The organism is Pseudomonas fildesensis (assembly GCF_001050345.1).
Lineage (GTDB): Bacteria > Pseudomonadota > Gammaproteobacteria > Pseudomonadales > Pseudomonadaceae > Aquipseudomonas > Aquipseudomonas fildesensis.
In genome coordinates this window covers 113,267-129,833 of the sequence record NZ_LFMW01000005.1, presented here as the reverse complement: position 1 = coordinate 129,833, position 16,567 = coordinate 113,267, and the positions used below count along the sequence as shown (strand labels likewise).

The 16,567-nt window shown below is 62.0% G+C and carries 13 protein-coding genes; 4 read left to right on the top strand and 9 right to left on the bottom strand.

Annotation, left to right across the window (positions count from 1 at the left end; genetic code table 11):
* Positions 1 to 313 precede the first annotated feature (313 nt).
* From gltB to hemE, 3 genes are all read left to right on the top strand, one after another.
* On the top strand, positions 314 to 4,759 hold the full coding sequence (gene gltB / locus ACR52_RS09135; RefSeq protein WP_048723224.1) for a glutamate synthase large subunit: 4,446 nt from the start codon (positions 314 to 316) through the stop codon (positions 4,757 to 4,759).
* Between the two features lie 31 nt (positions 4,760 to 4,790).
* Positions 4,791 to 6,209, top strand: a complete 1,419-nt coding sequence (locus tag ACR52_RS09130; RefSeq protein ID WP_048723221.1) for an FAD-dependent oxidoreductase — start codon at positions 4,791 to 4,793, stop codon at positions 6,207 to 6,209.
* Between the two features lie 220 nt (positions 6,210 to 6,429).
* A complete protein-coding gene (gene hemE / locus ACR52_RS09125) occupies positions 6,430 to 7,497 on the top strand; it encodes a uroporphyrinogen decarboxylase (RefSeq protein WP_048723219.1) in 1,068 nt (355 codons plus the stop codon).
* 48 nt (positions 7,498 to 7,545) lie between these two features.
* Here hemE and ACR52_RS09120 read toward each other — a convergent pair whose 3' ends face one another.
* Positions 7,546 to 8,766, bottom strand: coding sequence for an MFS transporter (locus ACR52_RS09120; protein ID WP_406956531.1), 1,221 nt, complete (start codon positions 8,764 to 8,766; stop codon positions 7,546 to 7,548).
* Between the two features lie 172 nt (positions 8,767 to 8,938).
* On the opposite strand from ACR52_RS09120, the gene ACR52_RS09115 reads away from it, so the two are divergent.
* Positions 8,939 to 9,832 (top strand): LysR family transcriptional regulator, encoded by an 894-nt coding sequence (locus ACR52_RS09115; protein ID WP_048723215.1) that lies wholly within the window; start codon positions 8,939 to 8,941, stop codon positions 9,830 to 9,832.
* Positions 9,833 to 10,046: 214 nt separating this feature from the next.
* Here ACR52_RS09115 and ACR52_RS09110 read toward each other — a convergent pair whose 3' ends face one another.
* Genes ACR52_RS09110 through ACR52_RS09075 form a run of 8 tightly spaced genes read right to left on the bottom strand, consistent with a single transcriptional unit; the run spans position 10,047 to position 16,549 of the window.
* Positions 10,047 to 10,466, bottom strand: a complete 420-nt coding sequence (locus ACR52_RS09110; protein ID WP_048723214.1) for a hypothetical protein — start codon at positions 10,464 to 10,466, stop codon at positions 10,047 to 10,049.
* Between the two features lie 26 nt (positions 10,467 to 10,492).
* Positions 10,493 to 11,719, bottom strand: a complete 1,227-nt coding sequence (locus ACR52_RS09105; RefSeq protein ID WP_048723212.1) for a beta-ketoacyl-ACP synthase — start codon at positions 11,717 to 11,719, stop codon at positions 10,493 to 10,495.
* Complete coding sequence (gene fabG, locus ACR52_RS09100; protein WP_048723210.1) at positions 11,719 to 12,447, bottom strand: 3-oxoacyl-ACP reductase FabG; 729 nt, start codon at positions 12,445 to 12,447, stop codon at positions 11,719 to 11,721. Before fabG ends, ACR52_RS09105 begins: the two co-directional genes overlap by 1 nt.
* A complete protein-coding gene (locus tag ACR52_RS09095; protein ID WP_048723208.1) occupies positions 12,444 to 12,905 on the bottom strand; it encodes an ApeP family dehydratase in 462 nt (153 codons plus the stop codon). Before ACR52_RS09095 ends, fabG begins: the two co-directional genes overlap by 4 nt.
* On the bottom strand, positions 12,902 to 14,068 hold the full coding sequence (locus ACR52_RS09090) for a beta-ketoacyl-[acyl-carrier-protein] synthase family protein (protein WP_048723206.1): 1,167 nt from the start codon (positions 14,066 to 14,068) through the stop codon (positions 12,902 to 12,904). The genes ACR52_RS09095 and ACR52_RS09090 overlap by 4 nt, the downstream gene beginning before the upstream one ends.
* Positions 14,065 to 14,547 (bottom strand): hypothetical protein, encoded by a 483-nt coding sequence (locus tag ACR52_RS09085; protein ID WP_048723204.1) that lies wholly within the window; start codon positions 14,545 to 14,547, stop codon positions 14,065 to 14,067. The genes ACR52_RS09090 and ACR52_RS09085 overlap by 4 nt, the downstream gene beginning before the upstream one ends.
* Positions 14,544 to 15,293 carry a class I SAM-dependent methyltransferase gene (locus ACR52_RS09080; protein WP_048723202.1) on the bottom strand — a complete coding sequence of 250 codons (750 nt, stop codon included), beginning with the start codon at positions 15,291 to 15,293 and terminating at the stop codon, positions 14,544 to 14,546. Before ACR52_RS09080 ends, ACR52_RS09085 begins: the two co-directional genes overlap by 4 nt.
* Complete coding sequence (locus ACR52_RS09075) at positions 15,290 to 16,549, bottom strand: NAD(P)/FAD-dependent oxidoreductase (protein WP_082143121.1); 1,260 nt, start codon at positions 16,547 to 16,549, stop codon at positions 15,290 to 15,292. Before ACR52_RS09075 ends, ACR52_RS09080 begins: the two co-directional genes overlap by 4 nt.
* Positions 16,550 to 16,567: the final 18 nt, after the last annotated feature.

Here is a 16,567-nt window from a genome sequence, read left to right as displayed (position 1 = left end):
TCAAAAAAGATCGCAAGGCGTGCAGCCCCTCCAGGCCGCGCGCTTTGTGGTGTCTGCGTCATAGTAGCTTTTGAGTCGTAGCGGTCAGAATTAAAAAAGTTTTGACTAGCACAGCATATCGCTTTAAACCTTTCATAAATGCGACATAGATTTGCGACATTTCGTCGCTAAATTTGTGAGCGTCTGTGTCGGTGTGTACAATGACCTCCCTTTTGCCCCCGCTAAGCCGGCGTACGTTCGGCGTGGAAGGTAACCGGTTGAATTGAAAAGAAATTTGCCTCGAAATAAGAGGCAGCCTGGTGAGAAAGTGTCTATGAAAGCAGGTCTGTACCAACCCGATGAATTCAAGGATAACTGCGGTTTTGGCCTGATAGCCCATATGCAGGGCGAGCCCAGTCATACCCTTTTGCAAACGGCCATCGAGGCCCTGACCTGCATGACCCACCGCGGTGGGATCAACGCCGACGGCAAGACCGGTGACGGTTGCGGCTTGCTGATTCAAAAGCCCGACCAGTTCCTGCGCGCTGTCGCCAAGGAGCATTTCGGCGCCGATCTGCCCAAGCAGTACGCCGTGGGCATGGTGTTTTTCAACCAGGACCCTGTGAAAGCCGAAGCCGCTCGCGAGAATATGAACCGCGAGATCCAGGCCGCCGGCCTGCAACTCGTCGGCTGGCGTAAAGTGCCGATCGACACCAGCGTGCTCGGCCGCCTGGCCCTGGAGCGCCTGCCGCAGATCGAACAAGTGTTCATCGCAGGCGACGGCCTGAGCGACCAGGACATGTCGATCAAGCTGTTCACGTCCCGTCGTCGCTCGTCTGTGGCCAACGCCGCCGACGCCGACCACTACATCTGCAGCTTTTCCCACAAGACCATCATTTATAAAGGCCTGATGATGCCGGCGGATTTGACCGCCTTCTATCCAGACCTGAGCGACGAGCGCCTGCAAACCGCAATCTGCGTGTTCCACCAGCGCTTCTCCACCAACACCCTGCCGAAATGGCCGCTGGCCCAGCCATTCCGCTTCCTCGCCCACAACGGCGAGATCAACACCATCACCGGCAACCGTAACTGGGCCGTGGCCCGTCGCACCAAGTTCGCCAACGATTTGATGGACCTCGAAGAGCTCGGCCCGCTGGTCAACCGTGTGGGTTCCGACTCCTCCAGCATGGACAACATGCTCGAACTGATGGTCACCGGCGGCATCGACCTGTTCCGTGGCGTGCGCATGATCATTCCGCCTGCGTGGCAGAACGTCGAAACCATGGACCCGGATCTGCGTGCGTTCTACGAGTACAACTCGATGCACATGGAGCCGTGGGACGGTCCGGCCGGCGTGGTCATGACCGACGGACGCTACGCGGTGTGCCTGCTCGACCGTAACGGTCTGCGCCCGGCGCGTTGGGTCACCACCACCAACGGTTTCATCACCCTCGCGTCGGAAATCGGCGTGTGGAACTACCAGCCGGAAGACGTCATTGCCAAAGGCCGAGTCGGCCCTGGCCAGATCCTGGCCGTGGACACCGAAACCGGGCAGATCCTCGACACCGACGCCATCGACAACCGCTTGAAGTCGCGTCACCCTTACAAGCAATGGCTGCGCAAGAACGCCCTGCGCATCCAGGCGACCATGGAAGACAACGACCACGGCTCGGCTTTCTACGACGTCGACCAGCTCAAGCAGTACATGAAGATGTATCAGGTCACGTTCGAAGAGCGCGACCAGGTGCTGCGCCCGCTCGGCGAGCAAGGCTATGAGGCGGTTGGTTCCATGGGCGATGACACGCCGATGGCCGTGCTGTCCCAGCGTGTGCGCACGCCGTACGACTATTTCCGCCAGCAGTTCGCCCAGGTGACCAACCCACCTATCGACCCGCTGCGCGAAGCCATCGTGATGTCGCTGGAAGTCTGCCTCGGTGCCGAGCGCAACATCTTCCAGGAATCGCCGGAGCACGCTTCTCGCGTGATCCTCAGCTCGCCGGTCATTTCCCCGGCCAAGTGGCGTTCGTTGATGACCCTGGAACGCCCGGGCTTCGACCGCCAGATCATCGACCTGAACTACGACGAGAGCCTCGGCCTTGAAGCCGCAGTGCGTAACGTCGCCGACCAGGCCGAAGAAGCCGTGCGCGCCGGTCGTACCCAGATCGTGCTGACCGACCGCCATATTGCGCCGGGCAAGCTGCCGATCCACGCCTCGCTGGCCACCGGCGCGGTGCACCACCGCCTGACCGAAAAAGGCCTGCGTTGCGACTCCAACATCCTTGTGGAAACCGCTACCGCCCGCGACCCGCACCACTTTGCGGTGCTGATCGGTTTCGGCGCCTCGGCGGTGTACCCGTTCCTCGCGTACGAAGTGCTGGGTGACCTGATCCGTACCGGTGAAGTGCTGGGCGACCTCTATGAGGTGTTCAAGAACTACCGTAAGGGCATCACCAAGGGCCTGCTGAAGATCCTGTCGAAGATGGGTATCTCCACCGTCACCTCGTACCGTGGCGCACAGCTGTTCGAAGCCATCGGCCTGTCGGAAGAAGTGTGCGACCTGAGCTTCCGTGGTGTGCCGAGCCGCATCAAGGGCGCGCGTTTCGTCGACATCGAAGCCGAGCAAAAAGCCCTGGCAGCCGAAGCCTGGAGCGCGCGCAAGCCGATCCAGCAAGGCGGCCTGCTCAAGTTCGTGCACGGTGGCGAGTACCACGCCTACAACCCGGACGTGGTCAGCACCCTGCAAGCCGCTGTGCAGCAGGGTGACTACGCCAAGTTCAAGGAATACACCGCGCTGGTGGATAACCGCCCGGTGTCGATGATTCGCGACCTGTTCAAGGTGAAAACCCTGGACACGCCGCTGGCCATCAGCGAAATCGAGCCGCTGGAATCGATCCTCAAGCGCTTCGACTCCGCCGGTATTTCCCTGGGCGCCTTGTCGCCTGAGGCTCACGAAGCCCTGGCCGAAGCCATGAACCGCCTGGGTGCGCGTTCCAACTCCGGCGAAGGCGGCGAAGACCCGGCGCGCTACGGCACTATCAAGAGCTCGAAAATCAAGCAGGTGGCGACCGGCCGTTTCGGGGTGACCCCGGAATACCTGGTCAACGCCGAAGTGCTGCAGATCAAGGTGGCCCAGGGCGCCAAGCCCGGTGAAGGCGGCCAACTGCCAGGCGGCAAGGTCAACGGTTTGATCGCCAAGCTGCGTTATGCAGTGCCGGGCGTGACACTGATCTCGCCTCCGCCGCACCACGACATCTACTCGATTGAAGATTTGTCGCAGCTGATTTTCGACCTGAAACAAGTCAACCCGCAGGCCCTGGTCTCGGTGAAACTGGTCGCGGAAGCCGGCGTGGGCACCATCGCCGCCGGTGTGGCCAAGGCCTATGCCGACCTGATCACCATCTCCGGCTACGACGGCGGCACCGGCGCTTCGCCGCTGACCTCGATCAAGTACGCCGGTGCACCGTGGGAACTCGGCCTGGCGGAAACCCACCAGACCCTGCGTGGCAACGACCTGCGTGGCAAAGTCCGGGTGCAGACTGACGGCGGCCTGAAAACCGGCCTCGACGTGATCAAGGCCGCGATCCTCGGCGCCGAAAGCTTCGGCTTCGGTACCGCACCGATGATCGCCCTGGGCTGCAAATACCTGCGCATCTGCCACCTGAACAACTGCGCCACCGGCGTCGCGACTCAGAACGAAAAGCTGCGCAAGGATCACTACATCGGCACCGTCGACATGGTGGTGAATTTCTTCACCTACGTCGCCGAAGAAACCCGTGAGTGGCTGGCCAAGCTGGGCGTGCGCTCCCTCGAAGAGCTGATCGGCCGTACCGATCTGCTGGACATTCTCCAGGGCCAGACCGCCAAGCAACAACACCTGGACCTGACGCCGCTGTTGGGCAGCGATCACATCCCGGCAGACAAGCCACAATTCTGCCAGGTGGAGCGCAACCCGCCGTTCGACAAAGGCCTGCTGGCCGAGAAGATGGTCGACATGGCCGGCTCCTCGATCAACGACGCCAGCGGTGGCGAATTCGCCTTGGATATCTGCAACTGCGACCGTTCGATCGGCGCACGCATCTCCGGCGAAATCGCGCGCAAGCACGGCAACCAAGGCATGGCCAAGGCGCCGATCACCTTCCGCTTCAAAGGCACTGCAGGCCAGAGCTTCGGCGTGTGGAACGCCGGTGGCCTGCACATGTACCTGGAAGGTGATGCCAACGACTACGTGGGCAAGGGCATGACCGGCGGCAAGCTGGTGATCGTTCCGCCTGTAGGCAGCGTCTACAAGTCGCAGGAAAGCGCGATCATCGGCAACACCTGCCTGTACGGCGCCACCGGTGGCAAGCTGTTCGCCGCCGGTACTGCCGGTGAGCGTTTCGCCGTGCGTAACTCCGGGGCCCACACTGTGGTGGAAGGCACTGGCGATCACTGCTGCGAGTACATGACCGGGGGCTTTGTCGCGGTATTGGGCAAGACCGGTTACAACTTCGGTTCGGGCATGACGGGTGGTTTCGCCTACGTGCTCGACCAGGACAACACCTTCGTCGACAAGGTCAACCATGAGTTGGTCGAGATCCAGCGGATCAGCGGCGAAGCGATGGAATCCTACCGGAACCACTTGCAGCACGTGCTGGACGAGTACGTTGAGGAGACCGGCAGCGAATGGGGCCGTAACCTCGCCGAGAACCTCGATGATTACCTGCGTCGTTTCTGGCTGGTCAAGCCCAAGGCTGCCAACCTGAAATCGTTGCTTTCCAGCATCCGTGCCAACCCGCAGTGATATGCGCCTGAAGATTTGATGAGGTTTTAACATGGCTGAACGTCTGAATAACGACTTCCAGTTCATCGATGTCGGGCGCAAAGATCCGAAGAAGAAACTGTTGCGTCAACGCAAGAAAGAGTTCGTGGAAATCTACGAACCCTTCAAACCCCAGCACTCGGCCGACCAGGCCCACCGCTGCCTGGGGTGCGGTAACCCGTATTGTGAATGGAAGTGCCCGGTGCATAACTTCATTCCCAACTGGCTCAAATTGGTTGCCGAGGGCAACATCCTCGCCGCTGCCGAGCTGTCGCACCAGACCAACACCCTGCCGGAAGTCTGCGGCCGGGTGTGCCCGCAGGACCGTCTGTGCGAGGGTGCCTGCACCCTTAACGACGGTTTTGGCGCGGTGACCATCGGTTCGGTCGAGAAGTACATCACCGACACCGCGTTCGCCATGGGCTGGCGCCCGGACATGTCCAAGGTCAAGCCGACCGGCAAGCGCGTCGCGATCATCGGTGCGGGCCCGGCGGGCCTGGGCTGTGCTGACGTGTTGGTGCGTGGCGGCGTGACGCCGGTGGTGTTCGACAAGAACCCGGAAATCGGTGGTCTGCTGACCTTCGGCATCCCCGAGTTCAAGCTGGAAAAAACCGTACTGAGCCACCGTCGTGAAGTCTTCACCGGCATGGGTATCGAGTTCCGTCTTAATACCGAAATCGGCAATGACGTGACCATGGAGCAACTGCTCGAAGAATACGATGCCGTGTTCATGGGCATGGGCACCTACACCTACATGAAGGGCGGCTTTGCCGGTGAGGACCTGCCGGGCGTGTACGACGCGCTCGACTTCCTGATCGCCAACGTCAACCGCAACCTGGGCTTTGAAAAGTCGCCGGAAGACTTCGTCGACATGAAAGGCAAGAAGGTCGTGGTGCTGGGCGGTGGTGACACTGCGATGGACTGCAACCGGACGTCGATCCGTCAGGGCGCCAAGTCGGTGACCTGTGCGTATCGCCGTGACGAAGCCAACATGCCCGGCTCGCGCAAAGAGGTGAAGAACGCCAAGGAAGAAGGCGTGAAATTCCTCTACAACCGCCAGCCGATCGCTATCGTCGGTGAAGATCGCGTTGAAGGAGTGAAGGTAGTCGAGACCCGTCTCGGCGAGCCGGACGCCCGTGGCCGTCGCAGCCCCGAGCCGATCCCGGGCTCCGAAGAGATCATCCCGGCCGACGCCGTGGTCATCGCTTTCGGTTTCCGCCCAAGCCCGGCACCGTGGTTCGAGCAGTTCGAAATCCAGACCGACAGCCAGGGCCGCGTTGTAGCCCCGGAACAAGGCCAGTACAAGCACCAGACCAGCAACCCGAAAATCTTCGCCGGTGGCGATATGGTGCGCGGGTCTGACTTGGTGGTAACTGCGATCTTCGAAGGTCGTAACGCCGCCGAAGGCATACTGGATTACCTGGGCGTCTAACCGATAGATCGTTCCCACGCTCTGCGTGGGCATGCCGCCCAGGGCGCTCCACGTCTGCTTCTAGGGGCGTGACGCCGAGCGTCACAGGATGCATTCCCACGCAGAGCGTGGGAACGATCAGCCGCGACAAATTGACCCGATAGACAAAAGGCACGGCACACTCCGTGCCTTTTGCGTCGCGCTCTGAGAAAATGCCCGCACTTTTTTTGCGGATGCCGACATGACTGCCCTCAAGAACGACCGTTTCCTTCGTGCCCTGCTCAAGCAACCCGTAGACGTCACGCCCGTGTGGATGATGCGTCAAGCCGGTCGCTACCTGCCGGAATACCGCGCCAGTCGCGCCCACGCCGGCGACTTCATGAGCCTGTGCATGAACCCGGAGTTCGCCTGCGAAGTCACGATGCAACCGCTGGACCGCTACCCACAACTGGATGCGGCCATCCTCTTCTCCGATATCCTGACCATCCCTGACGCCATGGGCCAAGGCCTGTACTTCGAGACCGGCGAAGGCCCGCGTTTCAAGAAAGTCGTCAGCACCCTGGCCGACATCGAAGCCCTGCCGATCCCCGATCCGCACAAAGACCTCGGTTACGTGATGGACGCCGTCAGCACCATCCGCCGCGAGCTTAACGGTCGCGTGCCGCTGATCGGCTTCTCCGGTAGCCCTTGGACCCTGGCCACCTACATGGTCGAAGGCGGCTCGTCGAAAGACTTCCGCAAGACCAAGGCCATGCTCTACGACAACCCGCAAGCCATGCACCTGTTGCTCGACAAGCTGGCGCAGTCGGTCACCTCCTACCTCAACGGCCAGATCATGGCCGGCGCACAAGCCGTGCAAATCTTCGATACCTGGGGCGGCAACCTGTCGGCCGCGGCGTACCAGGAATTCTCCCTGGCCTACATGCGCAAGATCGTCAGCGGCCTGATCCGCGAACACGAAGGCCGCAAAGTACCGGTCATCATGTTCACCAAGGGTGGCGGCCTGTGGCTGGAAAGCATCGCCGATGCCGGTGCGGATGCACTGGGCCTGGACTGGACCTGCGACCTCGGCGATGCCCGCCGTCGCGTCGGTAATCAGGTTGCGCTGCAAGGCAACATGGACCCGACCGTGCTGTACGCCAAACCGGAAGCGATCCGCACCGAAGTCGGCCGCATCCTGGCCAGCTACGGCAAGGGCACAGGGCACGTCTTCAACCTGGGTCATGGCATTACGCCGGAAGTGAACCCGGACCACGCTGGTGCGTTCCTGCAGGCGGTGCATGAGTTGTCGGCGCAGTATCACGAGTGATCGCTGCCCGATAAAAAACGCCCGGCTTATGCCGGGCGTTTTTGTATGTCATGCCGTTTTGAGCGGCGGTAACTTCGCCAGCTTCAACGCTACCAACAGCGCGCCGATCAACAACGCGACGATAAACGCGCCAATCCCGTTCCACCCGGCGAAGTGCCAGAAGAACCCGCCCGCCGTCCCGGCAACACTTGATCCCACGTAATAACAAAACAGATACAGCGATGACGCCTGCCCCTTGGCCTTGACCGCGCGGCGGCCAATCCAGCTGCTGGCCACCGAGTGGGCGCCAAAGAAGCCGAAGGTGAAGATCAACATGCCCGGCACCACCAGCCACAGCGGGGTGAACAAGGTCAGGGCCATGCCCGCGAGCATCAGCACGATGGTGGCCCACAACACGCGGCGGCGGCCGAGGCGGTCGGCCAGGGAGCCGATTTTCGCCGAGCTGTAGATGCCCGAGAGGTACACCAGCGACAGCAGGCCGACAACGGCCTGGCTCAGGTCATACGGGTCGGCCAGCAAGCGGTAGCCGATGTAGTTGAACATCGTCACGAACGCGCCCATCAGCAGGAAGGCTTCGAGGAACAGCCACGGCAGGCCCGCGTCCTTGAAGTGCATGACAAAGCCGTCCATCAGGCTGCGCGGCTTGAGGCTGCTGGCGCGGAAGTTGCGCGACTCGGGGAGGATCTTCCAGAACACCGTGGCCGCGATCAGCGCCAGGGCGCCGATGATCAGCATCGCGGTGTGCCAGCTGACGAAATCAATCAGCACGCCGATGATCAAGCGCCCGCTCATGCCGCCAATCGCGTTACCGCCGATGTAGAGGCCCATGGCCAGGCCGATGTGCTGCGGGTGGATCTCTTCGCTCAGGTAGGTCATTGCCACGGCGGCCAGGCCGCTCAGTGACAAGCCCACCAATGCGCGCATCAGCAGGATGCCCTCCCAGGAAGGCATCAAGCCGCTCGCGATGGTAGCGAGGGCGGCGCAGAACAACGCGGCGACCATCACTGGCTTGCGCCCCAAGGTGTCGGAAATCGGTCCGGTGATCAACAGGCCCAACGCGAGCATCGCCGTCGCTACAGAGAGAATCAGGCTGCTTTGCGCGGCATTGATGGAAAATTCGTGGGACAGCGCGGGCATCATCGGTTGCACGCAATACAGCAGGGCAAACGTCGCGAAGCCGCCGGAGAACAGCGCCAGCACCGTGCGCATGAACATCGGCGTGCCTTTTTCGATGTACTGCTCGTTGAGCTGGGCTACCACCTCATCCAGGGCGGTAGGCGGGACTTCTTGAGCGTATGGAGCGACAGCAGACTTCACGGGGACCTCGGGGAGGAAGAGCGTGCCAGGACCGGCAATGCAAAAAAGAATATAGCTGCCTAATGATTCTTTCCAATATATTGTTCGACCTGTTTGATAGCTTTTACGACCTAATGGGGCTTGCATGGAATTACGTCACCTGCGGTACTTCATCGCCGTCGCCGAAGAGCTGCATTTTGGTCGCGCGGCGAAGGTGCTTGGCATCTCGCAACCGCCGCTGAGCCAGCAGATCCAGGCGCTGGAGCATGAAGTGGGAGCACGTTTGTTTGAGCGGACCAATCGTCGGGTCGAGCTGAGCGAGGCGGGCCGGTTGTTCCTGCACGAGGCGCGTTTGGTGTTGGCGCAGGTCGACAAGGCGGCGGATGTGGCGCGGCGGGCGCAGTTGGGGGAGTTGGGGGAATTGAAGATAGGGTTCACTTCTTCCGCGCCGTTCAATTCCAGCATCCCCCAGGCGATCTTTGCCTTTCGCCAGGCCTTCCCGGCGGTGCATCTGCATTTGCAGGAAATGAGCAGCACTCAGGTGGCCGAATCGCTGGTAGACGAGTCCATCCAGGTCGGTCTGATGCGCCCGCTGCCGTTGCCGGATTCGTTGAGTGTCGTCGAGTTGATGCGCGAACCTTTGGTGGCCGTATTGAACGCCGGTCATCCGCTGGTGCAGGGCAGCGAGCGCGGGTTGCACCTGGCGCAGTTGGCGCAGGAACCGTTTGTGTTTTTCCCGCGCAGCTACGGCAGCGGCTTGTATGCGCAGTTACTCAACCTGGCGCGCGATGCCGGCTTCAGCCCGCACTTCGCCCAGGAAGCAGGGGAAGCGATGACCATTATCGGTTTGGTGGCGGCGGGGTTGGGGGTGTCGGTGTTGCCGGCGTCTTACCAGCGCATACGGATCGATGGCGTGGTGTATCGCACCTTGCTGGATCAGGAGGCGGTGACGGCGGTATGGCTGGTGCAGCGCAAAGGCGCGCAAACGCCGATGGCGAAAGCGTTTGTGGAGCTGCTGACGCGCAAGGCCGTTCAATAACCTGTGGCGATCCAGCTCCCTGTGGTGAGTTGATTCTTGTGGCGAGCAGGGCTTTTGTGGCGAGCGGGCTTGCCCCGCGTTGGGGGGCGAAGCCGCCCCAAAACCAAACACCCCCATTCTGCCTGAAGCAACGCGGTGAGTTTATTGGGGCGGCTTCGCCCCCCAACGCGGGGCAAGCCCGCTCGCCACAGGTACTGCATCAGTTTGGAAGGTTTCAATTCTGCGGCGAAGTATTCGCTTCATTCACCCCATAGTTACGCAACCCCGCCAAAATATCCCGGTCCAGCATGTTGATCCAACGGTTGTAGTTGCGATGGATCTTGCCGTCCTTGTAGCCCAGGTCGCGGCTGTCGCGGTAGGTGATGGCGTAGCTGTTGCGGGTGTAGCGAATGTCGATTGCCGCGTAGAACTGATTACGCACGGTGATCTCGGCCTGCACTAGTTGCGGGCTGAGGCGTTGCACGGTCCATTCGCGTTTTTGCAGGGCGGCGACGATCACCTGCTTGATTTTTTCTTCGCTGACCTGGGCGTTCGCCGGCAGGTCGTGCTGGGTGTTGAGCACCGGTTTGCTGGTGCAACCGGCGGTGGTCAGCAGGGCCAGGGTGATCAGGGTGGCGCGTAGCAAGGAAGACATTCCGTTTTCTCCAATCAATTAAAAAGTCAGGACCAGCGGCGGAAAATCAGCGACGTGTTGACGCCGCCAAAGGCAAAGTTGTTGTTCATCACGTAGTCGTGGTGCATCTCGCGAAACCCACCCTGCAGGTAATCCAGTTCGCCGCACTGCGGGTCGACTGAATCCAGGTTGAAGGTGTGCACGTACTGGTCGCGGTTCATCATTTCGATGCTGAACCAGGACTCCAGCGCCCCGCAGGCGCCCAACGTGTGACCGAGGAAGCTCTTCTGCGAGCTGATCGGCATACGGCTGCCGAACAGGCTGCTGGTTGCCAGCGTCTCGGCGATATCACCCTGGTCGGTAGCCGTGCCATGGCCGTTGACGTAGCCGATGGCGGACGCCTCTAGCCCGGCGTCTTCCAGGGCCAGCTCCATGGCGCGGCGCATGGTTTTCTGTTCCGGGCGGGTGGTGTGCTGGCCGTCGGCGTTGCTGCCAAAACCGACCAGCTCGGCGTGGATATGCGCACCGCGCGCCAGGGCGTGTTCGAGTTCTTCGAGCACCAGCATGCCGCCGCCTTCGCCGATTACCAGGCCATCACGGCCGCTGTCGTAAGGGCGTGGGCTGGTCTGCGGCGCATCGTTTTTCAGGCTGGTGGCGTAGAGCGCGTCGAACACCATGGCTTCGGTGGGGCACAGCTCTTCGGCGCCGCCGGCGAGCATCAACGGCAGGCGCCCGAACTTGATCGCCTCGTAGGCATAACCGATGCCCTGGCTGCCGCTGGTGCAGGCACTGGACGTCGGGATAAGCCGCCCGGTGAGGCCAAAGAAGATGCTGATATTCGCCGCCGTGGTGTGCGGCATCATGCGCACATACGAGTTGGCGTTGAGCCCCTCGGCCACCGAGTTCAGCAGCATATTGCCGAACGCCTTGATCTCATCGGTGCTGCCGGTGGACGAGCCGCAGGCCACGCCCATGCGCCCGTCCTTGATCGACGCATCACCGAGTAACCCAGCGTCCTTCAGGGCTTGCTCCGCCGCCCACACCGCCAGGCGCGAGACGCGGCCCATGCTGCGCAGTTGCTTGCGCGTCCAGTGCGCGGGCACGACGAAATCGTCGATCGGCCCGGCCAGGCGCGTGTTCAATTCGGTAAAGCGGTCCCACTCGTCCATGCGCCGAATGCCGCTGCGGTTGGCGCGAAAGTTGGCCGCGATGGTGTCCCAATCGCTGCCCAGGGAGGTCATGCCGGCCATGCCGGTTACCACTACGCGCTTCATCAGCACAGGCCTCCGTTCACGGCCAATACCTGGCGCGTGATATAGCCGGCCTCGGCCGACATCAGGAAATTCACCGCACCGGCCACTTCTTCCGGGGTGCCCATGCGCTGCGCGGGGATCATTTTCATCAACTCTTCCACCGGCACGTTTTCATCGAGCATGGCGGTGTCGATCAAACCGGGCGCGACGCAATTGACGGTGATCTTGCGCTTGCCCAGCTCGATGGCCAGGGCCTTGGCGGCGCCGATCAGGCCGGCTTTCGAGGCACTGTAGTTGACCTGGCCACGGTTGCCGATCAACCCGGAAACCGAGGTGATGCACACGATACGCCCGGCGGCGCGACGACGAATCATCGGCATCATCACCGGGTGCAGCACGTTGTAGAAACCGTCGAGGTTGGTGCGCATCACCACGTCCCAATCGTCTTCCGAAAGGGCCGGGAACGCGCCGTCACGGGTCAGGCCGGCATTCAGCACTACGCCGTAGTAGGCGCCGTGTTCTTCCACATCGGCTTCGAGAATTTCCTTGCACTCCGCGCGGTCCGCCACGTCGAATTGCAGGACACGCGCCTTGCGCCCCAGCGCTTGGATCTCGACCTGCACCGCGTCGGCTTCAGCGCGGCCACTGCGGCAATGCAGCACGATGTCATGCCCTGCCTGGGCCAGGCGCAGGGCAATGGCGCGGCCGATGCCACGGCTGGAGCCGGTGACCAGTACGGATTCAGTCATGGCGTTTCGTCCTTCGATTCTTCTAAATAGTTGGCCGCCTGGGGCGGTCGAAATACGTTCAAGCGCGCGCTGGCCCGAATACCGTCCCCGGTGAGGTGGCATTCGAACACACCCATGCCGTTGTCGTCTTCCAGGGAACGCAGGCCGTGGATAACCAGCTCGGCGCCCGCCGGGAAGTGCTCGACGTTGCACTCGAACTTACGTGTGCCCAGCAGGAAGCCCAGTTCCACCGCTTCGCCTTTGCGGCGCGCGCGGCAACCGGCGTAGGCGGCGACGCTTTGCGCCATCAGCTCGATGCCGACCCAGGCCGGCAGGCTGCCGTCAGGGCGATTGAACAGGCCGCCAGGCTTGACGGTGACGCGGGTGTGAATCTGCTCTTCATCGTACGACAGCACCTGGTCGATCAGGATCATGTCGCCTGCATGCGGCAGCAGTTCGGCGAGTGGCCAAGGGATCATGGAGCCTCTCCGATAATCAGGCTGACGTTGTTGCCGCCGAAGGCAAACGAGTTGCTCATCAGGCAGCGTTTTTCCAGAACGTTCCCTGGCAGTGCCCATTGCAACGCGGGCAGCGCCGGGTCAGCTAGGCCATCCCATAGGTGCGGGGGCACCAAACGGTGGGTCAGGCTTAGCCAGCAAAACGCCGCTTCCAGTGCGCCAGCGGCGCCCAGGGTGTGGCCGCTCATGGGTTTGGTCGACGAACAGTCCACGCCACCTGGGAACAGGCTGGCGACGGCGAGGCTTTCCATGGCGTCGTTGTGTTGGGTGGCGGTGCCGTGCAGGTTCAGGTAGCCGATCTGTTCGGGTGCAAGTTGTGCGCTGGCCAGGGCCTTGCGCATCGCCTGCAACGCGCCTTTGCCGGTGGGTTCTGGCGCCGAGATATGGTGCGCATCGCAACTTGCGCCACTGCCCAACAGCGCGATGGGCGCTGCCTCACGGCTCATCAGAAACAGCACCGCCGCTTCGCCGATATTGATGCCGTTGCGGTTCGCCGAAAACGGATTGCAGCGCTCGCTGGACACGGCTTCCAACGAGGTAAAACCGTTGAGCGTCAACTTGCACAAGCTGTCGACGCCGCCGCAGATCACCGCATCGCACACGCCGAGGTCCAGCAGGCGCTGGGCACTCATCAGCGCGCGGGCGCTGGAGGTGCATGCGGTGGAAATCACGTAGGCCGGGCCGCTCAGTTGCAGCCAGTCTGCGAGGAAGTTGGCCGGGGCGCTGAGTTCCTGTTGCTGGTAGTCGTAGTCGCTGGGGAACTGGTTATCGCGCAGGTAGTGGGCAATGCCGTGACTGGCTTCGTCGATGCCCGAGGTGCTGGTGCCCAGCACAACGCCGACCCGCGATGCACCGTAGGTGTGGATCGCCTGGCGCAGCTCATCCTCAATCTGCAGCGCCGCCTCCAGCAGCAACTGGTTATTGCGGCTACTCTGCTGGCCCAACTCGGGCGGGATAGTCGCCAGCTCGCCGTGCACGCCGCCCACCGGCAATATACGCTCCGGCACCCAGCCGCTTTCGGCGCGCATGCCCGAGCAGTCGCCGGCAAACAGGCTGCGGCTGACGTCGGCCTGGCCCCGGCCCAGGGCGCAGATCACGCCCAGCGCATTGAGATAGGCAGTCACCGTGCGGCTCCCAGCGGAGTAATGCGATAGCTCAACGGCTGCCCGATGATGTTCACGCTGAACACTTCTGAAGACTGATAAACGATTTGCCAATGGCCCGGCAGGGTGCGGGTCAGGTCCATCGCCTGGGCACTCGGGTAGAGCGCGCGCACGTCATCCGCCGAGGTCAGGGCAAACAGCAAGGCGGCAAACAGTTCGCGCGCCTGGGGGTTGGGCGGCAACAAGCCGTCGGCTTGCCACTGACCATTGATCAATTTTTGCCGGGCCAGGGGGATGCCCAGCGGGTCCATCATCGACCAGCGAATCCCACCGCTTTCGCGTTGGATCACCAGCAGCCAGTCCTGGCTCTGGCCGTCCATAAGGCGCTGCACGTGCAGTTGCAAGGGCAAGGTCAGGGTCGGGTTTTTTTCAGGCAGCGGCGGTTGGCTGGCGCAGGCGCTCAGCAGCAACAGGCAACTGATCAGCAGCAGGCGGATCATGGTGCGGCGCTCGCCAGGGGTTTGCGTGCCACGCAGTTGACCAGGGTTTCTTCGCGCTGGCCCACCGGCGGCGCCTTGCGCAGGCCCCAGCGCTCCAGCAGGCCGAAATCGCTGGAACGGCTCCACCACAGATACGGGTACGAGACGTTCTGCGCGCCGAACTCAAAGCCCTGCTCGCGGAGCATCTCCAGGTATTCTTCGGCGCTTTTTTGTACGTGCATGGGGTGGCGGAACAGCCAGCGAATTACCCAGGTGTCGATATAGGCCTCGGTGGATTCGGCAAACAGCAGGTAGCCGCCCGGTTTGAGCACACGATAGAACTCTTTCAACGCGCGATGCTGTTCCACCAGGTGATGAAAGGTCTGGTGGCAGAACAGGATATCGACGCTGGCGTCCGGCACGTCGAGCGTGGCACAGTCGCTGCCGATCAGCTCGACAGTCATGCCCTGGCGTGCGGCTTCGGCTTTGCTCAGCGCCAGGCTGTGAGGGTCGGCGTCCAGGCCGATCAGGCGTTCGGGGGCGAATACTTGCTGCAAGTATTGGAATGATTTCCCTTGGCCGCAACCGGCGTCCAACAGCACGGGTGCCTGCGGCAGAGGGTCGGTAAACAAGCTGCGCAAGTCGTTGATCGCCACGCGCAATACATGGTGCTGCCACGTGTGGCTGCGCAGGAACCAGAAGCCGAATTTGGTTTCTTCGACGTAGTTCTTACTTAAGTAATTTTTTTCAAAAGCAGGACTGCTCATGCGACATCCCCAGCGCAAATCTCCGACAACATCCGCAACCGCCGCTTGGGCTCGCTGACAAACGGGTTGCGCTCATCCCAGGCATAACCGGCGAGGATCGAGCTGATCATCCGGCGAATCTCCGGCGAGCTGCCGGGATGGAAAATCACATCCTGGAACGTCCCCGCATACCAGCCTTCGACGTAGCAGCGGAAGGTGTCGACACCGCGTTTTAACGGCTCGGCGAATTCGGTTTGCCAGTCCACGGTCTCGCCTTTGAGCTGGCGGTGCAACACGCCGGCCGCCATGCTCGCCGAACGCATGGCGATGGTCACGCCGGAGGAGAACACCGGGTCGAGGAATTCCGCCGCATTGCCCAGCAGCGCAAAGCCTGGCCCGTGCAGGGTTTTGACGTTGGCCGAGTAGCCGCCGATGGTGCGCGCCGGCGTGTCCCACACGGCGTTTTGCAGTACGCCGGACAGGCTTGGGGTTTCGTCGACAAAGCCGCGCAGGCAGGCGTCGAGGCCGCTGTCGCGGCCGCTGTCGCGGCCGTCAAAATGCTCCTTCGCCGCGACTACACCCACCGAGCAGCGGCCGTTGCTGAACGGGATGGTCCAGAACCAGATATCGCGCTGAGTCGGGTGGGTGGTGATCAGGATCTTGGTGCGGTCGAAGCCTGGGTGCTCGATGCGGTCTTCGACGTGGGTGAACACCGCCTGGCGCAGCGGGAAATTCGACGGTGCTTCCAGGTCCAGCAGGCGCGGCAGCACGCGGCCATAGCCACTGGCGTCGAGCACGAACTTGGCTTTGATGTGGTACTCGCTGCCATTCTCGCGGCGCACATGCAGGTAGCGGCACTCACCGGAAAAGTCCACGCCGACGAGGGTTTGGCCGTAGCGAATGTCCACGCCTTGCAGCGCCGCCTGATCGGCCAGCAACTTGTCGAACTCGCCGCGCTGCACCTGGAAGGTGGTCGGCTTGCCGTTGCTGAACGTGTCACCAAAATCAAACGCGCTGTAGCGCTCGCCCCAGGCAAAGGCCGCGCCGGTTTTCACCTGGAAACCCGCCGCCTGCACGGCGTCGAGCATGCCGGCTTCTTCGATAAAGTCGATGCAGTGCGACAGCAAGCTTTCGCCAATCGAAAAACGCGGGAAATGCTCGCGCTCGATGATCAATACATCATGCCCTTTGCGCTTTAATAGTGCGGCGGCGATGGCCCCGGACGGGCCGGCACCGATCACCACCACCTGGCGGCGTTCCATTTCAACTATGGGCACGAGGGCTCCTTGCCACAT